At 47.9% G+C, this 19,162-nt stretch carries 13 protein-coding genes; 2 read left to right on the top strand and 11 right to left on the bottom strand.

All coding sequences use genetic code 11. The annotated features are described in order from the left end of the window. Positions 1 to 7 precede the first annotated feature (7 nt). The 3 genes from BP71_RS00410 to BP71_RS00400 all read right to left on the bottom strand — a co-directional run bounded on the left by BP71_RS00410 (position 8) and on the right by BP71_RS00400 (position 6,345). The gene (locus BP71_RS00410; protein ID WP_496375427.1) at positions 8 to 2,515 is read right to left on the bottom strand and encodes an SdrD B-like domain-containing protein; all 2,508 of its coding nucleotides are present in this window, start codon (positions 2,513 to 2,515) and stop codon (positions 8 to 10) included. Between the two features lie 251 nt (positions 2,516 to 2,766). Next, positions 2,767 to 3,126 (bottom strand): hypothetical protein, encoded by a 360-nt coding sequence (locus BP71_RS00405; RefSeq protein ID WP_496375425.1) that lies wholly within the window; start codon positions 3,124 to 3,126, stop codon positions 2,767 to 2,769. Positions 3,127 to 3,138: 12 nt separating this feature from the next. Beyond that, positions 3,139 to 6,345 (bottom strand): RHS repeat domain-containing protein, encoded by a 3,207-nt coding sequence (locus BP71_RS00400; RefSeq protein ID WP_496375423.1) that lies wholly within the window; start codon positions 6,343 to 6,345, stop codon positions 3,139 to 3,141. 201 nt (positions 6,346 to 6,546) lie between these two features. On the opposite strand from BP71_RS00400, the gene BP71_RS00395 reads away from it, so the two are divergent. Next, positions 6,547 to 8,877 (top strand): T9SS type B sorting domain-containing protein, encoded by a 2,331-nt coding sequence (locus tag BP71_RS00395; protein ID WP_496375421.1) that lies wholly within the window; start codon positions 6,547 to 6,549, stop codon positions 8,875 to 8,877. 168 nt (positions 8,878 to 9,045) lie between these two features. On the opposite strand, the gene BP71_RS00390 is transcribed toward BP71_RS00395, so the two are convergent. The 5 genes from BP71_RS00390 to BP71_RS00370 form a co-directional block, all read right to left on the bottom strand. Beyond that, positions 9,046 to 10,482, bottom strand: a complete 1,437-nt coding sequence (locus BP71_RS00390) for a hypothetical protein (protein ID WP_496375419.1) — start codon at positions 10,480 to 10,482, stop codon at positions 9,046 to 9,048. 293 nt (positions 10,483 to 10,775) lie between these two features. Then, a complete protein-coding gene (locus tag BP71_RS00385; RefSeq protein WP_496375417.1) occupies positions 10,776 to 12,635 on the bottom strand; it encodes an ABC transporter permease in 1,860 nt (619 codons plus the stop codon). After that, positions 12,610 to 13,179 (bottom strand): ABC transporter permease, encoded by a 570-nt coding sequence (locus BP71_RS00380; protein WP_496375415.1) that lies wholly within the window; start codon positions 13,177 to 13,179, stop codon positions 12,610 to 12,612. The genes BP71_RS00385 and BP71_RS00380 overlap by 26 nt, the downstream gene beginning before the upstream one ends. Before the next feature lie 246 nt (positions 13,180 to 13,425). After that, positions 13,426 to 13,755, bottom strand: coding sequence for a molybdopterin-dependent oxidoreductase (locus tag BP71_RS00375; protein WP_496375413.1), 330 nt, complete (start codon positions 13,753 to 13,755; stop codon positions 13,426 to 13,428). Further along, positions 13,752 to 14,273, bottom strand: coding sequence for a hypothetical protein (locus tag BP71_RS00370; protein WP_496375411.1), 522 nt, complete (start codon positions 14,271 to 14,273; stop codon positions 13,752 to 13,754). The genes BP71_RS00375 and BP71_RS00370 overlap by 4 nt, the downstream gene beginning before the upstream one ends. Before the next feature lie 258 nt (positions 14,274 to 14,531). Here BP71_RS00370 and BP71_RS00365 point away from each other — a divergent pair, with 258 nt between their 5' ends. After that, a complete protein-coding gene (locus BP71_RS00365; protein ID WP_496375409.1) occupies positions 14,532 to 15,104 on the top strand; it encodes a helix-turn-helix domain-containing protein in 573 nt (190 codons plus the stop codon). A 171-nt stretch (positions 15,105 to 15,275) separates the two neighbouring features. Here BP71_RS00365 and BP71_RS00360 read toward each other — a convergent pair whose 3' ends face one another. From BP71_RS00360 to BP71_RS00350, 3 genes are all read right to left on the bottom strand, one after another. Continuing rightward, positions 15,276 to 16,205 carry a lysophospholipid acyltransferase family protein gene (locus BP71_RS00360; RefSeq protein WP_496375407.1) on the bottom strand — a complete coding sequence of 310 codons (930 nt, stop codon included), beginning with the start codon at positions 16,203 to 16,205 and terminating at the stop codon, positions 15,276 to 15,278. 240 nt (positions 16,206 to 16,445) lie between these two features. Beyond that, positions 16,446 to 17,336, bottom strand: coding sequence for an alkaline phosphatase family protein (locus BP71_RS00355; protein ID WP_496375405.1), 891 nt, complete (start codon positions 17,334 to 17,336; stop codon positions 16,446 to 16,448). A gap of 60 nt (positions 17,337 to 17,396) precedes the next feature. Continuing rightward, positions 17,397 to 19,160 (bottom strand): RagB/SusD family nutrient uptake outer membrane protein, encoded by a 1,764-nt coding sequence (locus BP71_RS00350; protein WP_496375403.1) that lies wholly within the window; start codon positions 19,158 to 19,160, stop codon positions 17,397 to 17,399. Between the last annotated feature and the right edge of the window lie 2 nt (positions 19,161 to 19,162).

Raw genomic sequence — 19,162 nt, 5'->3', positions numbered from 1 at the left:
TTATATTTTATTGACGGATCACACTTTTCGTGGTTTGCCTTCCCTCTTCCTTGATCGTGATCAGGTAGGTTCCCGAAGGTTGTTTCGCCAGATTGATTTCGCCATGGTAATAACCCTGTACCAGCGTACCGCTTTCGCTGGTGATCGTCCGGCCTTTCAGGTCTGTCAAACGGACCTGAACCTTTCCTTCCGACGCGCCGCCACGGTAAGCCAGTCGGGAATGTCCCTGCGACGGGTTGGGGTACACCGCCATGGTGTAAGGCTCTTTCAATGACAATGTTTCAGACACAAACCCACATCCAGGCTGGTTGGCCGAATTGATGAATACATCATTATAGCAGCCCGACGGCGCATACACGCGTACCGTCGCCTCATAAGGTTCATCGACATTCAGAGCCGCCTTCGCGATCAGCCCGTTTGCAGGGACTTTTTGCGCCGTTTTGTAAATTGCTACCCCTTCATAATAGCCCGAAGGCGTCAGATCGTATCGCTCACTGGCTTTGGTCCCCGTCAGCATTACCTGTAACTGATTGTTCTGGCACAGAACATTCACGCTTCCGCTTGGTTTATCGTTACATTGAAAACCAACGTCGGCGTGATGGATATTCTCGCCCGGGTTCGTGGTTTTGACCGCAATAACCGCCTCCCCGTTCGTCGCAATGGCATCGTTGTCCAGCTCCGGTGAAATGCCCTGACGTGTACCGGTCAACACCAGTTTGCCTACCGGTTGGGTCATCGGAACACGGATCTGGTATTCGGTACGTGATTTAATCAGTTCGGAGACGTTTTTGTCATTGAACCAGTACCGCCCCAGCGAATCCGTTACGGTTGCGCCGATTTGCTGATCGCCTCTGTACAGCTGTACCGCTACGCCCGGCAATGCGGGCTCATCCGCTCCCTGCGTGCCATCGCCATCGTTGTCCAGCCAAATGCGGTCTCCAATCTCGGTCGAAGGTAAATCGGTAATCAGCTCGATATCCCCTACATTATTGGTTTTCCAGAAATATCCTTTTTTCAGGCCGCTGGGGAAAATATGAAAACCGCCCGTAGACGCCCCGGTCCTGTTGTCAAACCACTTCACGCCACCTGTTACATATTTCCCGGGCTCCCTAACGGATACCAATAAACGATCCTGATCAGGTAGCAATGCAAGCCCGCCAGCTGCGGTTTCGCGGTGCCAGGTCGTGCCGGCATGAGAGAATGCATCATCCACATAGAATTCTCCTCCACCCGGGCCTTCACCATTCGACTCGCCTTTTAAGGAGAGTCTGTCACCTGCTCGTCCATTTTCTTCCGTTTGATAGTTCCGTTTGGGCCTGCTCAGCCGGATCACATCCCCTCCTGAAAGTCCGCGCGATGTCATCAGGAACGACTTTGCATGAGGCCGGTATAATTGGCCGTCCCCTGTCTGGTGCCCCAGCCTGTCCATCAAACTCACGATCATCGAGCCGTCGGTATCGAATTCAATGTCCGCCACCATCGGCTGAGGATAAATCATCCAGTCTACTTGTCCCGGAACCAAGGTCCTCAGATAATTGTCAGTCCAGGGAAACCAGCCCTTAACGCCGTAATCCAATACACCGCGAGGATAATCCAACGAGAAACGGGCCACCTCTTTAAATTTCCCCTTATCCGGATCCTCTTGATCGGCCTCCATCGCATAGACGAACGCCATCAGGTCCGCAGGCTTGGCCGAACGCTCCGCATCCATTACCACACCCACATAAACCTTCCCCTGGTAGTATTTTACCGCGAACGGGCGCGAATGGCCCGTTTTGTCATCCTTTAACGGGATCTGATAAGCAGCCACATCGTTGGCAGTCAGTGCTTTACCTTCTCCATTCAGACGGATCCGGTATAACTTACGATCATGCAGATTGACCGTATACAGATAACGGCTGTCGTCAGAAACATCTAAGCCGCCCAGGCCGATCTTGCCTACCAGCCCAAACATCAATGAATCGTGATCGGCTTTATTCCAATCTTCCGTCAAATCACGTTGGATCGGACCTGCCGAAGTGGCAAAGCCTAATGCATCCAGGCTTACAAATGGTTTGGTTTCCTTTGTTTCCACATCGGTCATATAAATCCCGCCGCTTCCCAGACTGCCGAAGGCGCTATGCCGTTTGGCCAAAGCCGCCGAAAAAAGCCGTTTTTCCTGCCGGTCGTAGGCCAGGCCCCAAATCGAGCCAGTCTGAGCAACCTTCCCCAAAGCCTTATAATGCATGCTATCCGACTTCGTGGCTGGATAGGTCACCAGCGAGGTGATGCTGCCAATCTTTTGGTTGCTCAATGCGCCCCGGCCGTAAACCGCTTGTACTGCAGTTGGGGTTTTACCCGTGTACTGCGAAGGGTTGTACAACTTTAATGAAACCTCCGCGGGGGCGGTTACGAATTGTACCGTGGATTCGCCCGGGAGGGGGTAGTAGCCTTCCGGGAGATTGGTGAATTCCACTCGGATGCGCTGGCCCGGCACCGCAACTGACTGCTGCTCCCCGACAACGTTTTGACTCATTGAGCTTCCATTTGTCTGTTGAGAAGTAGAAATTCTTACTGACACATTTGGCTCTTTCGTGACACCCGAGACGTTCGTTACGATGTGAATTTTGTCTGTGTCCTGCGCATATAACAAACTGTTTTGCGAACACAGGTTTAGGCAACATGTAGCACAAAAAAATAGGAAAAAGTATTTCATATTGCTTCCGCGAAAGTTACTGACAAAGCTCTAATAGTCTAGTTATTAGGGAAAATAAGTACATTGACATTTCAACCTTCGATCAATTCATAAGACATTTCTTTGAACTTAATTATGAAATCTGATTCAGGATTTTCAAAATTCTCGCGGCCAATAATCTTTGGGAAGAAATCAATAGTCATCAAGTCACTCTCACCTTTGACTAATGCAGAAGTTATTATCGTACTTGATGTATTATATCTTTCCTCAAAACGAAAAAGAGTCAATTTACCGCATTTGATCCGAATGACTTCCCAATCATAGTCTTTTTCGCTGTTCATACAGCTAACTGTTATTTCAACAGTACTATACCCTTCGTTTGATTGATACCTAATTTCCAAAATTACCGCATCATGAAAATTTCCGTATTTCCGTGCTATTTCCTCTAACATATTGTTCAAATGTTATTCTACTGGTGGATTTGAATACCTTATTCCTTCCGGAATTTTTTTATACTCTGGATTAACCTGAGCAGGTGCTACGTGATTACTAGGTTTATGACCACTCGCAAAATTTCCCGGTGTAGTCATTTCATGACCATGTCCTGACGGATTGTTCTTATCGTGCATTCCAAAATCGACCTGAAAGATAACCTTTCCGTCCGCATCATAGATATAATTAGATACCGCTATCTGACCTGTACCATCTAAATAGGTATATTTTGAGTTCGGTGTCGCACCCGTCGCCCAAGCTTTGTCTGTACCGGAGAACTCCAGTAGCTGCGTCACTACGGACGCTCCAGCAGCATTTTGCTTACCGGTAGTTACACCTGCCGTTGCCGTGCCGGTTGGTGCTGATGATTTCGCCGCCGGAGATTTCGATGGTGCATTTCGCTGCATAATCTTTCTAGGCAATGACCTATTAGATGTCGCACCTGGCTTTCCATGCGAGGCTGAATACATCATGCCGACACCAAGGATTCTCATGTTCAACTCGCCTTGCGTTGAAGATTCAAAATCCTGTCCGGTTAAGGCTATATTGTATGCACGACTCATCGCTCTTTGATCCTTCGTCAATGGTCTGTTCCAATAAGCCTTAACAGCCTTCCAAAACCCTTCACCCGGCCATTTCCCATCAGGATCCGAAAATCTAAGCGGATTATTGAAAGAATAGTGATAAGGCGAATAGAATTCCTGCCCATCCGTAACAGGGTCCACTGACATAAACCTACCCGTTGTAGGATCATAAAAACGCGCCTGCAAATCGATCCACTTGGTCTCGTTCTGGGACTCTTTTCCCAAAAATTGATATTTATTGCTCGCATCCGTCCCACTGCGCCTCACCGGCATGCCAAACGCATAATACTCCGTTTCCTGCAACACCTCCCCATTCTGATCGATCACCATCCGGACATTGCCCAGGTGGTCACGCAAATAGTAGTTCACTACAAAATCGTCGCCCGACGGCACGAGTTGCCCTTCTTCCAAGCTCAGACGTAATAACTGGCCGCCCGAAGTATATTCGAAAGGCCCTGCATAAACAGTAGTATTCGAAGGAGATGTCGATACAAGCTTATTACCGGCACCATCATACACATACCGAAGCGTCCCTGCGGGATTCGACATTGTTACCGATAATGGTAAATCGATGATGTTGTAAGCGATGTCGGTTATGCCCTTGTTCTCATCCTTCAGCAGATTGCCATTCTGATCATAGGCGTAATCGTTCCCAGTACCCGAATTGCCATTATTAAAGCCTTCCGGCCCACCGGTATCTGTGATGCGCATCAACTGATTTCCCTGATAATTTCCAGGATCATTGGCATCATTCAAATTTTGGTATTGGAGATTGTCAATCGAGCCATTTTCACCCCTTTTCAGTGCAAGAATGTTTCCATTTTTATCGTATGAAATATCATACTCACTGTAAGGAGCTCCCAGCGCACCCGTCAGGCGGTTCGAGCCGTCATACGACATTGTATTGAAACTACCACCAAAGCCATCGGTCTGCCATACAAGGTTGTTGATATTTCCGTTGGCATTGTAACGGACATCAAATTTATAGGTCTTTCCCCCTTCTTTGTTTTGCAAGTTGAAGAGCCATCCTCTCGGCGTATATTGGTATCCTAATTTTTGCTTGCCGTTATGAAAGGACTTTGCAGCCAGTAAACCTATATCATTATACGTATTACTAACATGCGTATAAGGAGTGGCTACTACCTCAGGACCTGATTCCGGATGGAAAGTATGTATGATACTTAATTGCCGGTTCTGGTGGTCGTAAGTATACGCTTTCTCCGAGTGGTATTCAGCATTATACAGATCGTGCAACGTATGCTCTCTGACGACATTGCCGGCAAAATCGTACTGATAAGAGATCTGTTCGCGCGCATCCGCTCCCAAGCCGTGCAAACTCCGTTGCGTCTGTATCTTGCGCCCCTTTTTGTCATAATAGAATACAGTGGTCACCCAGTCGCTCCCTGGTATTTTGGCGTCCAGTACCCGCGCGCTTACCTGCGTTATCAGGCCTTTCTTAGGATCAGAAGCTGGAAGTCCCAGAAAACCATCGCTATCCGGCCATTGTTCCTGACCCTCAAAAGCATTTTGACTTTTGAACGCCAATAGGCTGTTAACACCGGTATAGTTGTCGTATTGCGTTTTCACCAGCGGCTGCTCCACCGTTCCACTCATAAAGCCCATTTCGGTCTGCCGGTTCAGGCCGTCGTATTTATAATAGAAGTCCTGATTATTACCATCTTTGAGAGATACAAGCATGTCCGTATTGTCATTGTACACCATGCTGGAAGTACCCTGCCCCGGAATCCTCTTGGTAATCATGCGCCCTCTGTGATCATAAGTATATTGGAAGGCATATCTTGCCAGTTTGTCTATGAACGTTCCGGGCCCATCCTGAAATCGGGGCTGAAGGACATAGCGCAACTGCCCCTTTTCATTGAATACATAATAAGTATCCTCCTGTCCGGCCACTCTTTTCAATATTATCCGACCATTCCGGTCCACAAACTCCTCCACCTTTTTCCCGTCCTCGTCCAGCGATTCAACCACACTTAAAGTGCCCTCACCATAGTTATCGAAAACCTCGTCCAGTATACCGCTACCTGCAAATTTATAGAGTTTGATATAGTTGTGAATAGCGCTCTGATTGGTACGATAGCTTTTCCGGACGCCGGTGGTTACACCAGGTGCCTTTTCGGTTTTCACCCGGTTCAATGGGGAGTTGTCGTAAAGTGTTTCTACCCAAGCGTTGGCAGTGGGATCACCAACATTGGCAGCGGCGTTATAGTAACTGGCTGCCGCTGTATTAATACTAGATATACTTTTAAAATCGCCCTTGCCATCCGGCATCGCCACCGGTAAATACGCCTTTTCTAATTCGTGCATTGAATTATACAGGCTCACGCTGGCGATATCCTTTTTCTTCGGAGTACCGGCTACTGTTACATTTTGTTTGGACTTTCCAAGACCGTCCAAATAACCGACCGAAGTCTGAACCTGATCAGGGTTTCCCCAATACTTAGTTCCGGAAGATACTTCTCCTCCACGCACACGATAAGTGCGGGACAATACATAATTTTCAGTGGGACTCTGGGATAAGGCGGGGATACTCAGCAAAAGAATCGCAATTCTTTGCATCCAGAAGCAAAATCTCATGTAGGGGTATAATTGAAACGATAGAGTATGGAATGGTTACATTGCGAATGTAAAACTAATATTTTAATTGCGAACAAATTTGTAGAAATATTTTTTATTTTCACTCATTACGGAATCTGTTATGGCTGTTAATACCTATTATTGTGTAAGAATAAGCACTATACGCTTTCAACACTCCTCTTAAAACAAGTCCTGCTAATAATGATTCGTTTAATTTTCGGATTACTATTTACATCTGCATTTCTATTTATTAGTAAATCTACCGCCCTTGCAACCCACATTATGGGCGGCAATCTGGAATTAAGTAAAGTTGGCAGCGCACCGGATCAATATCGGATTATTCTGAAAGTATATATAGATCTGGCCGGGATAACAAATGCCGAGTCCGATCACTTTATCGGTATTTTCCGTAAATCGGACGATGCAGAAATGCAGGTTATTAATATTCCGCTCACCTCCAGCAAGCTTGTGATTTATGAAAATGAAACCTGTACCGAGACCCGAAGATTAAAAACGCTATTTGCCCAATATGAAAAGGAGATAAAACTAGATCCGGCTCAATACACCGATCCCGCCGGCTATTATCTCTCCTGGAATAACTGTTGCCGCAATGGCGATATTATTAATATTCAGGATCCGACTGTCACAACAACAAACCTTCGCACTTACTTTCCGCCGCTTACCCTGTCGGGGAAATCATTTCAGAACTCCTCTCCCGCTTTTGAGGAACTGGACGGCGCTTACATCTGCGTCAACGAGCCATTCCGCTTTCCATTTAATGCCAAAGACCCGGACGGAGATCAATTAAGATACTCCATGCAAAACCCGATGGGATATAATTCGAATTCTAATTCCCAACCCCAATGGAGCAGCGGATATAACGCAAACAATGCGATTCCCGGCAATCCCGCCCTTCATGTAAATCCCCAAACCGGAGAATTGCAGGTGACGCCCAACCGCCTGGGCCTTTTTGTTTTCTCGGTGGTAGTGGAAGAGCTCCGCAACGGAGTCGTGATCGGTTCGGTACAGCGGGATTATCAGCTCTATGTGGTGGATTGCCCACCTGTCGCGCCACCCGATCCTACTATCAAAGTGGATAACCAGCTAGTTACCGAAGTGTCCGTTTGCGACGGGAAGTCGGTTTTGCTGACGGCCATAAAAAATGCCGACTGGAATTATCAATGGAAGAAGGATGGCAAAATTATTGAAGGAGCCACTTCGTCCGAACTTTCAACGGCGGAAAGCGGCGAATACCAGTTGGTGACATCATTGGCCGGAACCTGTTCCAAAACGAGCCGTTCCGCCATTGTCAAGATCAATGTCACACAATTGAATTTCGATCTCAAGTCAAATGGCAAACCGGTTATTTGCTCGGTAAACGGCCGCTTAACCCTATATGCCGTTAAAAACACCGGGTATACCTACGACTGGTTTAAAGACAATGCGAAGGTTCCCGGCAATGCCGATTCGCTGGTCGTGACACAACCCGGGAACTACTGGGCCATTGCCAGCGATGCCGTAAAGGGTTGCAAATCCCTTTCCGACACGCTCAACGTACAGATTGTCCCCCCCAGCGTTGCCACATTATCCCCGTCGGATTCCCGAACGACGATTTGCCAGGGCGACTCTTTATTATTGCTTGCGTCAGAAGGACCTTCCTACCAATATAAATGGTATAAAAACAGTCAGATACTTCCTGAAAATACGAAATCCATTTACATTGACGACGCCGGATCGTATCAGGTAGAAATCGTGGATTCATCCGGATGCATTAATAAAACAAATGCGGTTGAAATATCGAAGTTGAATGAAACGGCGGTTCACATTGAGCAGGTAGATCCGGTATGTGAAACCGAAAACGGCATAATCCCACTGGTTGCAACCCCAACGGGTGGCATATTTTCAGGCAATGGCGTGGAGGCCCAAACTTTTGATCCCCAAAAAGCAGGACCGGGCATTCATGAAATCACTTATGCATTGGGCGGGACGTCGGTGTGCCAGAGCAGCGCCAAAACCAGCATCACCGTTTACCCTTCCCCTGTCGCCCAGGCAGGCGCCGATGTCTTTGTAAGAGAAGGTGAAAGTGCAACGATCGGCGCTCCACCTTTGGACAAGGTAATTTACTTATGGCAACCGCCGGACGGCCTGGATGACCACACCAAATCGGCCCCGCTGGTCACCCCGGCACAGAACACTACTTATACATTAAGGATAACCGACGAAAACGGATGCTCGAACCAGGATGAAGTGGCGGTCAATATCTCTTTTAAAGTGCTGATCCCGGATGCATTTACACCGAATGGCGACGGCATTAACGAAACCTGGGAATTGCGCGGCATAGCGTCTTATCCCGATGCGGAAGTGACTATTTTTAACCGTTGGGGATCGGTCATATTTTATTCCAAAGCTTATTCAACCCCTTTTAGTGGAAAATATAAGGAACAATTCCTTTCGGCCGGAGCCTATCCTTACACGATCCGCCTTGATCCTGCCAAACCGTTGATCAAGGGCAATCTGATGCTGATCAGGTGACCGGAATTCGGCTCCGCTTATATACGCAACCGCGTCCCGAAAAGTCAGGATTCCGCTGTATCTGTTCCTGCTGGCACCATGGGCGTGTGTAGACGCCCAACTGTCCGTCCGGCCAACAACGGGAAGCTGGTACACCGCGAACTCCGACCGTCATCGTGCTAACAGGCATTATTCTGGTGCAATGAGGCGTTCATAAATTGAGTTTTTTTTACCTAAATACTGATCGGCTTCTGCTTGCGACCACCTTGCCCGAAGTGCCTCGTACACATTGGGATAGAAATCATACGGCACTGGTTCAAAATGGACACGCCCCGGAAATATCCTGGCGGTTATCCGATTAAATTCCGATGCCCTGATCACCCGACCGATCGCTAAAAACGACGGCCCAACGACAAGGAAACAAATCAGGAAGGCAAACCCTGCCCTTTTCACTGAAGAGAACCGCCTGTTGAAGCCGCGATTCGGAAGGTATTGATATATACAAAGGCCTGCAACAACCAGTAGAGGCATAAATCCTCTGAATAAAAAGTCGTTGACTTTTCCGATGCGGACCAGCGGCATTGTCAGGATCAGACAAACCGCAACATAGAATGGAAAAGCCGATGCTTGATTCCTGTCATTTACTGAAAAGTACCGGAAAAGGAAGGCTAAAACTGTGGCATTGACTCCCACATTAAGGACATATTCCAGTATCCGGCTATTGGACCGATCGGCAAAGTCCCAGATAAAACCCACGACAGCAGGTCTCTCGTGGGACAGAAAAAGAAGCAACACCGGCACAACGCAAATGCACGGCAACAGAATAGTACAAGTAAATTCAGGGGCCGAAGTTGGTAAAGATCGGCTTATCCATTTTTTGATAATCAGGATGGCAACAAGAATCGACGATGCGAATGCCGGAAACACAGCCCACCAGAAAGACAAGCAGATTGGAAGAACCATCCGCTCCGGAGCAATTTCCGACCTAATGCAATGGACCAGCATGCCGCCCACGATCATACTGGGAATAATTTGATTGGGCACCCAGAAAAGATTCTCGAAATTAGACCACACCTCAATTCCAAAATCTCCGAATGAGTAGGGATATCGAAACAACTTTGAAAACAATGAATTGCAAACATGGGCAAAATCGCCAACCATTAAAACGAGCAGCACATACCTGAGCTTCTGCCCTACGGATGTGTATAGCCAGCAAATTCCCAGTGCCATACCCAGGACGGTCCAAACAAAGATTGCACTCTCGCTAAAGTACCCTGCCATTTTTGAAAAGAGCGCGGGAACAAGATAGTAGCCGTAATAGTAGCCAACTACCGGCCCTCCCGTTGGGATGCGTATCGGCCAGTCATACTTAAAAAGCTCAAAAAACTTGGTGTTATGAGCCCAGTGATCATTCGTCTGATAAAAAACGCCACATACCCCGGACAATAGACAAAACATTACAGAGCACAGGGCAATCTTCGACAGGTCGTTCGCATTGAAAATTACTTCTCCTGAAAATGCGCTATCCCGAAATTCATAAAAAAGTATGCTGGCGCAAATTCCTAAACCTAATACACCGATCAATTGACCCGTCCAAAAATGAAAGAACAATAAATTGGGTAACATCAAATAAGAAATACTAATAAGTCTGAGCTGCCTGATAGTCATTACAATACGAAATATATTCAATGCCCAACGTGTAACCGTTAGGTACTAAATATACAGACCACCAGCAGCACCAGAACGCTGCTCGTTCCCGTGCATTGAACTGAGTTTTGCGATATCCTGTCCGCACGGGAAATGGCGCCGGGCATCGACAGCCTGCACTTCCGGCATTCATTAACAGTTCAATCTATCGTGATTCGTGTAGATCAACCGGCGTTGGGTCCTGATTCTGAAAAATGAATCAGAAAGATACTTCACGCCTTTAACTTCATGGCGAGGTTGAAGTTAATCGCTCGGATAATTTGCAGACAAACCGTTATTGCAACTATCGTGATTGAAATGACCATGGCAATCATAAAAGGGGCGAAAGAAATGTCAACCCGGTAGGCAAAGGTTTCCAGCCATTTATTGGCGATTATAAAAGCGGCAGGCCAAGCCATTACATTAGCGATGAACATAATGTAGAAAAATGGTTTGCCCAATGTGATCATGAGCTGCCTGCCTCTTGCACCGAACACTTTTCTAACGGCAACCTCCTTCATCCGCAAATGAATGGCTTGTGCCGCCGAAGCAAAAAAGCCCAGCGATGCGATGAATATGGCGAGCGCTGAAAAATAGGTGAGTACAGACTGTAACTGCTCCTGCTTTACAAATAGCTTTCCATATAATTCGTCCAGAAAATGATAGTTAAAATTGTCTCCATCCAGTTTATTGATACTACTCCATTCACGGCTTAAAGTGGTGAGCATAGCCGGTATGGCCTTACTTTCCGCGCTGATCATAATTTGCGTCTTGGGTACTCCCAGCGGATCGTTCATCAGATAAATAGCCGGTTGCGTGTACGCTTCAAAACCGGCCGCCCTGACGTCTTTAATAACCCCAATAATCGTGTAGTTACCGCCACGCCCTTTTACAACCGTGCCGACGGGCTTCGTCAGGCCCATTGCCTTCGCGGCGGTCTCGTTAATCACCGCATTCGCGGAGTCTACCGGAAATGAAGAGGAAAAGGTCTGCCCCTCTTTCAACCCGATATTGAGTGTTTCAAAATAGTGGTAACCGACGGCAATTGTCTGCATGGCATACGCCTTATTTTGAACCATATATTCATAGGAGGCCGGCATGATCCCACCCGGCACATGAGAAGCAACAGTTACGTTTTTTACGCCGGGAACCGATTTGATACGCTCGCTCACAGACTCGAAACTGACCGGGTTGTTATAAATACCCAGATTATCAACATATATAACCTGCTTAGCCAGAAAGCCGGGGTCTGCGGACTTCATAAAACTCACCTGCTGATTAATGATGACCAGAACTATCACAAAGGCAATGGCAAATGTAAATTGGAGCACAGGTATCAAACCTTTTGTCCAGGAGAATCTTCCCGCTTTATCGAATTGACTTCCTCTTAATACTTCGGCAGTCTTGAACCCTGCCATCACCAGCGCCGGATAGGCCCCGGCCAGTAAGGTCAGTGCGATTAATGCAAGCAGAAGCTGCATGACTATTTCGGAGTTTATGCCGGAAATTGATAGGTCGACATCCAGCAGCTGACTGAAATAAGGCAGGCCAGCGACCACTATCCCGAACGAGACGATGAAAGCAAGAAGGCATTGGGAAAAGATCTCCGTCAGGAACTGAAAGACAATCTGTCTTCGGTTAATGCCGCTAACCTTCTTGATCCCCACCTCTTTTGAGCGCCTGTTGGCTTGTGAAACATACAGGTTAGTAAAATTTACGCCGGTGACGATCAATATGATAATCGCCAGCACGACGAGACCTTTTACGATCTGGTCATTTACACGAGAGCCATAATGAGGTTTTAAATGCAGGTTTTTCAAAGGGTCCAGATAGATTGCCGGCGCTGCCGACATCGCTAAGGACTCTTTTGCCAGCAGACTGGTGTCTGCCAATGCCGCTTCCTTGTAAATCCTGTCAATTTTTTTTGAAAGCAAACCAATATCCGTGGTAGGTTTTACCAACAGGAAAGTCTGGTAGATCTGATTGGCATAGCTTTGATCCTTGCCTTGCGTGATGTCCCCGCTGAACCCGATACAATCGAAACTGAAATTGGTATTGCCCGGGACATCATCGGCAACGCCGGCAATGGTCATCGGCAACGCCGGCAATGGTCATCGGCATACCGCTCCTGGACATCATTGTCACCGTTTTGTTGTGAATAGCGTCTTCTCCCGGGAAAAGCACCTCGGCAGTTTGTTTCGAAAGCAAAATAGTAGGAGCAGCGTCGCCGGGAGTTAAATGAAAGCCTTTGGGTTTAATACCTAATATGCTGGCCAGTGAATAATCGGCCCCCACCCACTTTTTGATCAGGAACCTTCCTGACTCGGTAAAGAACGGCAACTGAAATAGTGCGGTATTCATGCGGCCCGTTTCTTCAACTTCCGGACACGCGCTTTTTATGGCCGCAGCCAGTTTACCGGGTGTGTAGGGCGAAGGTCCGTTGGGCATTTCCCTTTCCACCAGAAAAATCCGGTCCAGGTTCTTATTCCACCGGTCATAGCTGGTCTCATGATCAACGTATAACGAGACAAAAGTAAATGTGGCCAAGCCCAGCGCCAATCCTATTATATTCAAGAAGTTATATCCTTTGGATTTTAGAAAAGCGCGCAGCGCGATTTTGAGATGAAGCTTATTCATAACTTTTTAGCAAAACCTAAATAAAAACCGAGAACAGCAACTTAAACACCCCTTGATACAACCAGGATCGGTGCCGGAATACGGTAATAAAAGGTTCAAAGCATCTAAAATATCTGCTTTAAAACAAAAATATTTAAGATTCTTATATAATAAACTCAACTACTATCACTTACATGGTCGGGCATGCTGGTAAAACCGTCTCATACGTGTGCCTGCACATGCCTGTTTCCCAATGCATTTTGTCGGCTAAGTACTTGCGATCAGATCGAAGTACTCATCGTCTTCATTTTCCCCGCCGTAACCTTTGCTCACAGTGGCATGTGATGTGACAAATTCAATCCGCTCGATCCATTTGACCATCTTGTAGCCAAGTTGATTCTCGACCCGCAACCGGAGCGGTGCGCCATAAAGCTCTGTTAATGGCTTGTAATTCATTTCCCGGGCCAGGAGTGCGCCCGGCTTCATACAGTTGTCCAGCGTGTGGGTGTCATAATAGGTGCCGCGATAAAGCCCTTCGCCGAAAAAGTAGAACACCACCGTCTGCACCGAGGGGTACGGTTTAACGATTTCGATCAATTTACTAAGTGGCAGGTCGCGCCATACCCGGGAATCCGGGACCTTGCCATTAGACGAGAAGTACCTCCCTGCGGATCGACAACATCTATCCGGAAAGAATTGACATTGGTAAACATTATCCCCAGCCCCGTTTTGATATCCAGATGCATGATTTTCGATAAGTTCAGGGTGTAATGAGGGCCTATCAACAACGTCACCGGCTCGTACTGCGCATCCTCCACATTCGCGCGATAACCCAGCGCGTCGGTAAATTTCCGGCCCATTTCCTGCGTATCGATCCGGTTTTTTTGGTAGCTGAAATGTGTTCCAATGGTCAGATTTCGGGGTAAAATGGCCAGCGAGGAGTTGTTTTCCAGCAGGAAACCCCAGCCATCCGTGGCAAACCCTCCCCCATTCAGCTTTGACTTTCCGAATTTCCCGACCGGGTAGCTTTTGAAAAAACCGATCGTGTGTATTTCCTGGGCCCAACCGGTTACATTACAGGCACAAAAGACCACCATGATCATCCATCTTACCATTTTAATAAAGCATTTTAGTCTGAAAAAACAGCCGGTCTTCTATCCACCCGGTTCCGTCACTTCTCCCGGAATTCTGTGTACCTTGGAGCGTCTTAGCTATTTATTTAGTAATACTAAACAAAATTAGAATCCGATTAAAATTAATTAGAATCTGTTAAAAGCAAAATAGTACATCAAAAATAGATTTGACACGTTTGCTGCTTTATACATTTCAGGTACCCTGCTGAAACCATATTATCAAGATTTTTGCTCTTATTCATGGAAGGATTGTTCATTTTAGAGGTTGGCCGCCGCATCAAACAGAAAAGGCTGGAAAAAAGAATGACTTTGCAGGAACTCGCCGAAAAGTCGGGAGTCAGCAAGGGACTTGTATCACAAATAGAAAATGGAAGAACGATACCGTCCCTGCCGGTCATGCTCGGTATCATTCAATCGCTGGAAATTGAGGTAAGTGACTTTTTTCAGGGACTCAGCCTGCTGGAACCAACGATTTTGCTGAACCGCAAAGCCGATTACGCTCCATTCGAAAAAGAAGAGGCAAAAGGTTTCAGTTACCGACGCATGATGATGCGCAACCTGCCTGCGAGCACGATCGACTTCGCATTGCTGGACCTGTCCGCCGACGCACACCGCGAAGAAGTTACCACGGACGCCTACGAATTCATTTTTGTGGTAAAGGGACAAACAGACTACAATGTTAACGGGCAAACGCTGCTATTGCAAGAGGGCGACTCACTGTTTTTCGATGGCAGGCTTCCACACGTCCCCAAAAACGCTTCATCGGAAACCTGTACACTGCTGGTACTCTATTTCTTCGACCAGCGCGCCTGATACAGGCAAACCCACCTTCATCCGTAATTGAAATGACGCTCACTAGTATACGCAACATCACAACGGTCATTAAATGCAAAATACATCCCTCAAGCAGATTCATCCATGATAAAAAATGTTCAGTATTAGTAAACACGCTCAGGGTTCGTTCACAACGGGCGTGAGGATTAACTAAGAGGTGATCTGCTTCCACCGCTTATGCGACCAGAGCCAATTGCCTGGCTGGGACGAAATATTCATTTCCATCATTTCATAATATTTCGCAGTGATTTCCAGGGGTTTACTCCCAGCCGGCGCTTCGGTCACCAGGTGGAATGTGTATTTATAATGAAACTGCTCGACCTTGGTGCATTCCAGGTACAACACTGCCGCATTTGAGGATTGTGCGAGCCGTTCCGCACCGACCTGCACACTGGTGTTCTGCCCCAGAAATTCAAGGTGGTACTTCACACTTCCCGGCGCAGGCCTCTGATCGGCAATCACGACGACAAGGGCAGGATTACCATTTCCTTTCAGCACGGCTAATGCTTTCCTGTAAAAGTTTTTTTTCAGGATTACCGTTACACCAAACTTCGAACGCATTCTGTGCACCCAATTGTCGACATACCGGTTTGAAATAGGTGTATATGCCGTATAAACCTCGTAGTCCGTTTCACGGGGAAGGTTGATCAGGTACTCCCAGTTGCCTATATGCGAAGCCAGAAGGATCGCGTGCTTGTTTTCGCGGTACAGTCGGTTTAATAGCTCCTTGTTGGTGTATGTCGCCAGCTTTTTACGGGTTGCGCGGCCGGCCATCGTAAAAAGCACAGGCTCAACGACCAGATCAGCCAGATGCCGGTAATAAGTTGTGATCAGCGCCTGGATCTCGTCTTTCGATTTGCGCGGAAAAGAGGTTTCAAGATTCTTTCGGAGCACGGCGAACCGGTACCTCATCACAAAACGCACCAACAGATAAAGTGTAAAGGAAAAGCCTTTGCCCAGATTTAGCAGCACCTGCGTGGAGAAGCGGTTCTGGTTTGAGCCGTATGTTTTTCCGAAACCAGTTTTCGACGCCCACCCGCTAACGAAGGGTGACGTAAATGTTTTGGAGCCATTTCTCATAAGCGGCCTGATTTAATTTCAGTTTGGGAAGCGACCGACCAACTGCGCTTCACGAATCTTTCAAACACCAATGCATGAAAACGCCTCGATGTGTGGCAGATCAGAACAATTAAGGTTGATTTCCCTGCGGGATTGCAATATCAGTCAAATTAGTTAGCAATCAAGCAAAAAATAGTTTTTATTGGTTACAAAATTTGGCCCGGGCGGGTTCCGTCCGGGCCAATTACCTGTCAATAAGCGTTATCTGAAAGCTGCCGCCACCGGTCGTCCAATCCAGACCTGCGGCGGTGTGAGTTTAAAAATCGCCGCGATGGTCGCTGCGGTGTCGAAGGTCATGACACTTTGCGTGATTTCGTTGTCCCGACGAACTCCCGGCCCCTTGATGATCCAGGGAATCTGCATTTCCTGCATGGAAATAGAGCCGTGCCCCTTGTTGATGCCACCGTGGTCTGCGGTAAAAATAATGGCGGTCTTGTCCATGATCCCTGCCTCCTCGATACTTTTGATAATGCTGCCGATGTGGGTGTCCGTACGCTCAATGGCTGCATAATAGTCGGGAGTTCCATGCCCCGCATTGTGGCCGACTCTGTCGACATCGTGCAGGTGTATAAAAAGAAAGTTAGGCTTCTTTTCCCTGACATAGCTGGTGGCGGCTTTGGTAAGGGCAATATCTCCGTCGCAGTTCTGGTCCTTATCTACGGCTTTTTTGGGAAACAGATATCCTATCCCGTCCCATTCATAAATCACACCAATCTCACTTTTGGGCTTTTCCTTTCTCAGCAATGCATAAATGCTCGGGAACATGCCGTACTCATCGAGGACACGCGCCGGCAAATCCGGCTTTTTACTTCCCCAGGTCGTATAACCATGCAATTCCGGCCCTGCCCCCATCACCATGGAAGCCCAGTTGGGAGCACTGGATGAGGGCAATACCGTGCGGGCCTGGAGTGTCCAGGAGCCTTTCTTCATCAGGTCCCGCAGGTTTGGAACCTTGGCTTTGTCAAAAGCATAAGCACCGAAGCCATCGACACCGATCAGGATCACATGTTCGATTTTTTTCTGCCCAAAAACCGGCATAATGCCAAAATAGAAGAATACTATACTCAAAAACCTGATACTACGATTGCTCATTTTGTTCATTTATGTTTAAAACAGCGCGCGTCTGATACGACGCGCGCCGATATAAAGATATTACCACCCCGGATTTTGCTTCATATCGGGATTTAAAACCATTTGGTCCTGTGGCAGCGGTGCCAGGTAGTCCCGCCCTACGTTGAACTTGTAACCGCTGCTCATGCCCGCAATGCCCTGGTAAAATTCGATATAACCTTTGTTATCAATCGGGTATGTCGCCAGTTGTGCTGCCGGAACCTTACCCTCCCATTGTGCGCGCGTCGCTCCTTTCGGCTTCCATCCGACGATTTTTTCATCCGCGGCGGCCCAGCGAAACAGGTCATCGTGGCGGTACCCTTCGCAGGCAAGCTCTACCCTTCTTTCACGGCGTATTTCGTTAATCAGGGGGCTCAGTGCCGGGAACTCGGGATTCGGATCGCCCACCACGGCACCTACCGTTAACACAGGCATTCCGATACGGCTTCTCAGCAGGTTAACGCTACGGTCTGCATCCGTTTGGGAAAATGTGCCCAATTCGGCTTTGGCTTCTGCGTAAATCAGCAACGCCTCGGCATAGCGAAACAGAATCAGCCCGGTTGTGCCGCGGTCGAGCTGCTGGTTGTAGTCGGGGTTGTGCCCTTTGTAAACCTGATAGCCCGTAGCGGGTTTGTTTTCGTTGGCAGCCGAAAACGACGGAACTTCGAATAAGGCAGGTGCAGCCCCGCCGGGACGATTGTTGGTGATGACGTGCTTACCGTCCGGTACGTACAAGGTTTGCAGCAGACGGGGATCACGATTGGCCACCGCGGCCTGCAGCGTCGCATCCCCTTTATAGAGCGGGCTTGTCGAAACGGGTTTCCCATCCGCACACAGGTAAGCGTCCACGAGATCTTTGGTAAGCCCTCGCCCGGCGCCGGTATTTGTGTACCGATGCCAGTAATGCCCCCCGTTCAGGTTCAGGTCAAATTTCCGCCAAAGCATAATTTCCGTGCTGCCGGAGTAGTCGGTTTGATTGAATAGCCTCCAATAACCGTCTTCGCCGGGCGTCGATTGTAATTGATAACCGGAGCTACTGCTGATCAGGGCATCGCTCACTTCGGCAGCCTTTTTCAAAAATTTCTCCCCGTTCGAGCCGGTTACCCCGAATGCTGTACCTGCGTGGTATTTTTCCCAGGAACCTTCATACAATGCGATACGTGCCTGCAAAAGCTGGGCAATTTCCTTGTTAATCCGCATCGGCACGCCTTTCGATTTGGTGGGCAGGTATTCGACTGCCTTCTCCAGGTCATTCATCAGTGAATCCACGATCACGCTCCGCGAAAGCCGGCCATTTTTAAGCTCCGCAGAGGTAGGATCAAGGGGCTTGTTTACCCAGGGAAGATCACCGAATGCTTTCAGTTTGGCAAAATAGAAGTAGGAACGGAAGAAAAGTGCCTCCCCTACAAACTTCTTCTTGTTGTCCCAGCTTTCTGCCGCCTTGTTATAGTTGGCCAGGAAATAATTGATACTACGCAGCGCCGACCATTCTGCATAAGCCCAGCCGCCACCGTTGGATGGCACTACCCGTTCACCGTTCAGTGCGGTATTGTAGCCGGTGTAAATCATATTATCGCTGCCTTCGTCGGCGTCATAACCGTAAATACCAATGGTTCCGTAAGAACCGATCGTGGACGGAAATGCCGAATAAAAGTTGTTCACGTACAACTGCAGATCGTTGGCGGTTTTCCAGTATTCCGCGTCGCTGATACTGGTTTCAGGCGCTTTGTCCAGAAAACCTTCCTTGCAGCCAGCCAGCAGGCCCGCATAGGCTACAAGTATGATGGATACGAGATATTTTTTCATTT

The sequence above is a fragment of the Dyadobacter ginsengisoli DSM 21015 genome, from assembly GCF_059568735.1.
Note: the sequence above shows the minus strand (reverse complement) of the source record. Positions and strands in the feature narration are given on the sequence as shown.

Excerpts from the sequence above, each read along its gene's own strand:
- BP71_RS00410 (WP_496375427.1), bottom strand. The coding sequence starts at position 2,515 with ATGAGTCAAAACGTTGTCGGGGAGCAGCAGTCAGTTGCGGTGCCGGGC.
- BP71_RS00405 (WP_496375425.1), bottom strand. The coding sequence starts at position 3,126 with ATGTTAGAGGAAATAGCACGGAAATACGGAAATTTTCATGATGCGGTA.
- BP71_RS00400 (WP_496375423.1), bottom strand. The coding sequence starts at position 6,345 with ATGAGATTTTGCTTCTGGATGCAAAGAATTGCGATTCTTTTGCTGAGT.
- BP71_RS00395 (WP_496375421.1), top strand. The coding sequence starts at position 6,547 with ATGATTCGTTTAATTTTCGGATTACTATTTACATCTGCATTTCTATTT.
- BP71_RS00390 (WP_496375419.1), bottom strand. The coding sequence starts at position 10,482 with ATGTTACCCAATTTATTGTTCTTTCATTTTTGGACGGGTCAATTGATC.
- BP71_RS00385 (WP_496375417.1), bottom strand. The coding sequence starts at position 12,635 with ATGACCATTGCCGGCGTTGCCGATGATGTCCCGGGCAATACCAATTTC.
- BP71_RS00380 (WP_496375415.1), bottom strand. The coding sequence starts at position 13,179 with ATGAATAAGCTTCATCTCAAAATCGCGCTGCGCGCTTTTCTAAAATCC.
- BP71_RS00370 (WP_496375411.1), bottom strand. The coding sequence starts at position 14,273 with ATGGTAAGATGGATGATCATGGTGGTCTTTTGTGCCTGTAATGTAACC.
- BP71_RS00365 (WP_496375409.1), top strand. The coding sequence starts at position 14,532 with ATGGAAGGATTGTTCATTTTAGAGGTTGGCCGCCGCATCAAACAGAAA.
- BP71_RS00360 (WP_496375407.1), bottom strand. The coding sequence starts at position 16,205 with ATGAGAAATGGCTCCAAAACATTTACGTCACCCTTCGTTAGCGGGTGG.
- BP71_RS00355 (WP_496375405.1), bottom strand. The coding sequence starts at position 17,336 with ATGAGCAATCGTAGTATCAGGTTTTTGAGTATAGTATTCTTCTATTTT.
- BP71_RS00350 (WP_496375403.1), bottom strand. The coding sequence starts at position 19,160 with ATGAAAAAATATCTCGTATCCATCATACTTGTAGCCTATGCGGGCCTG.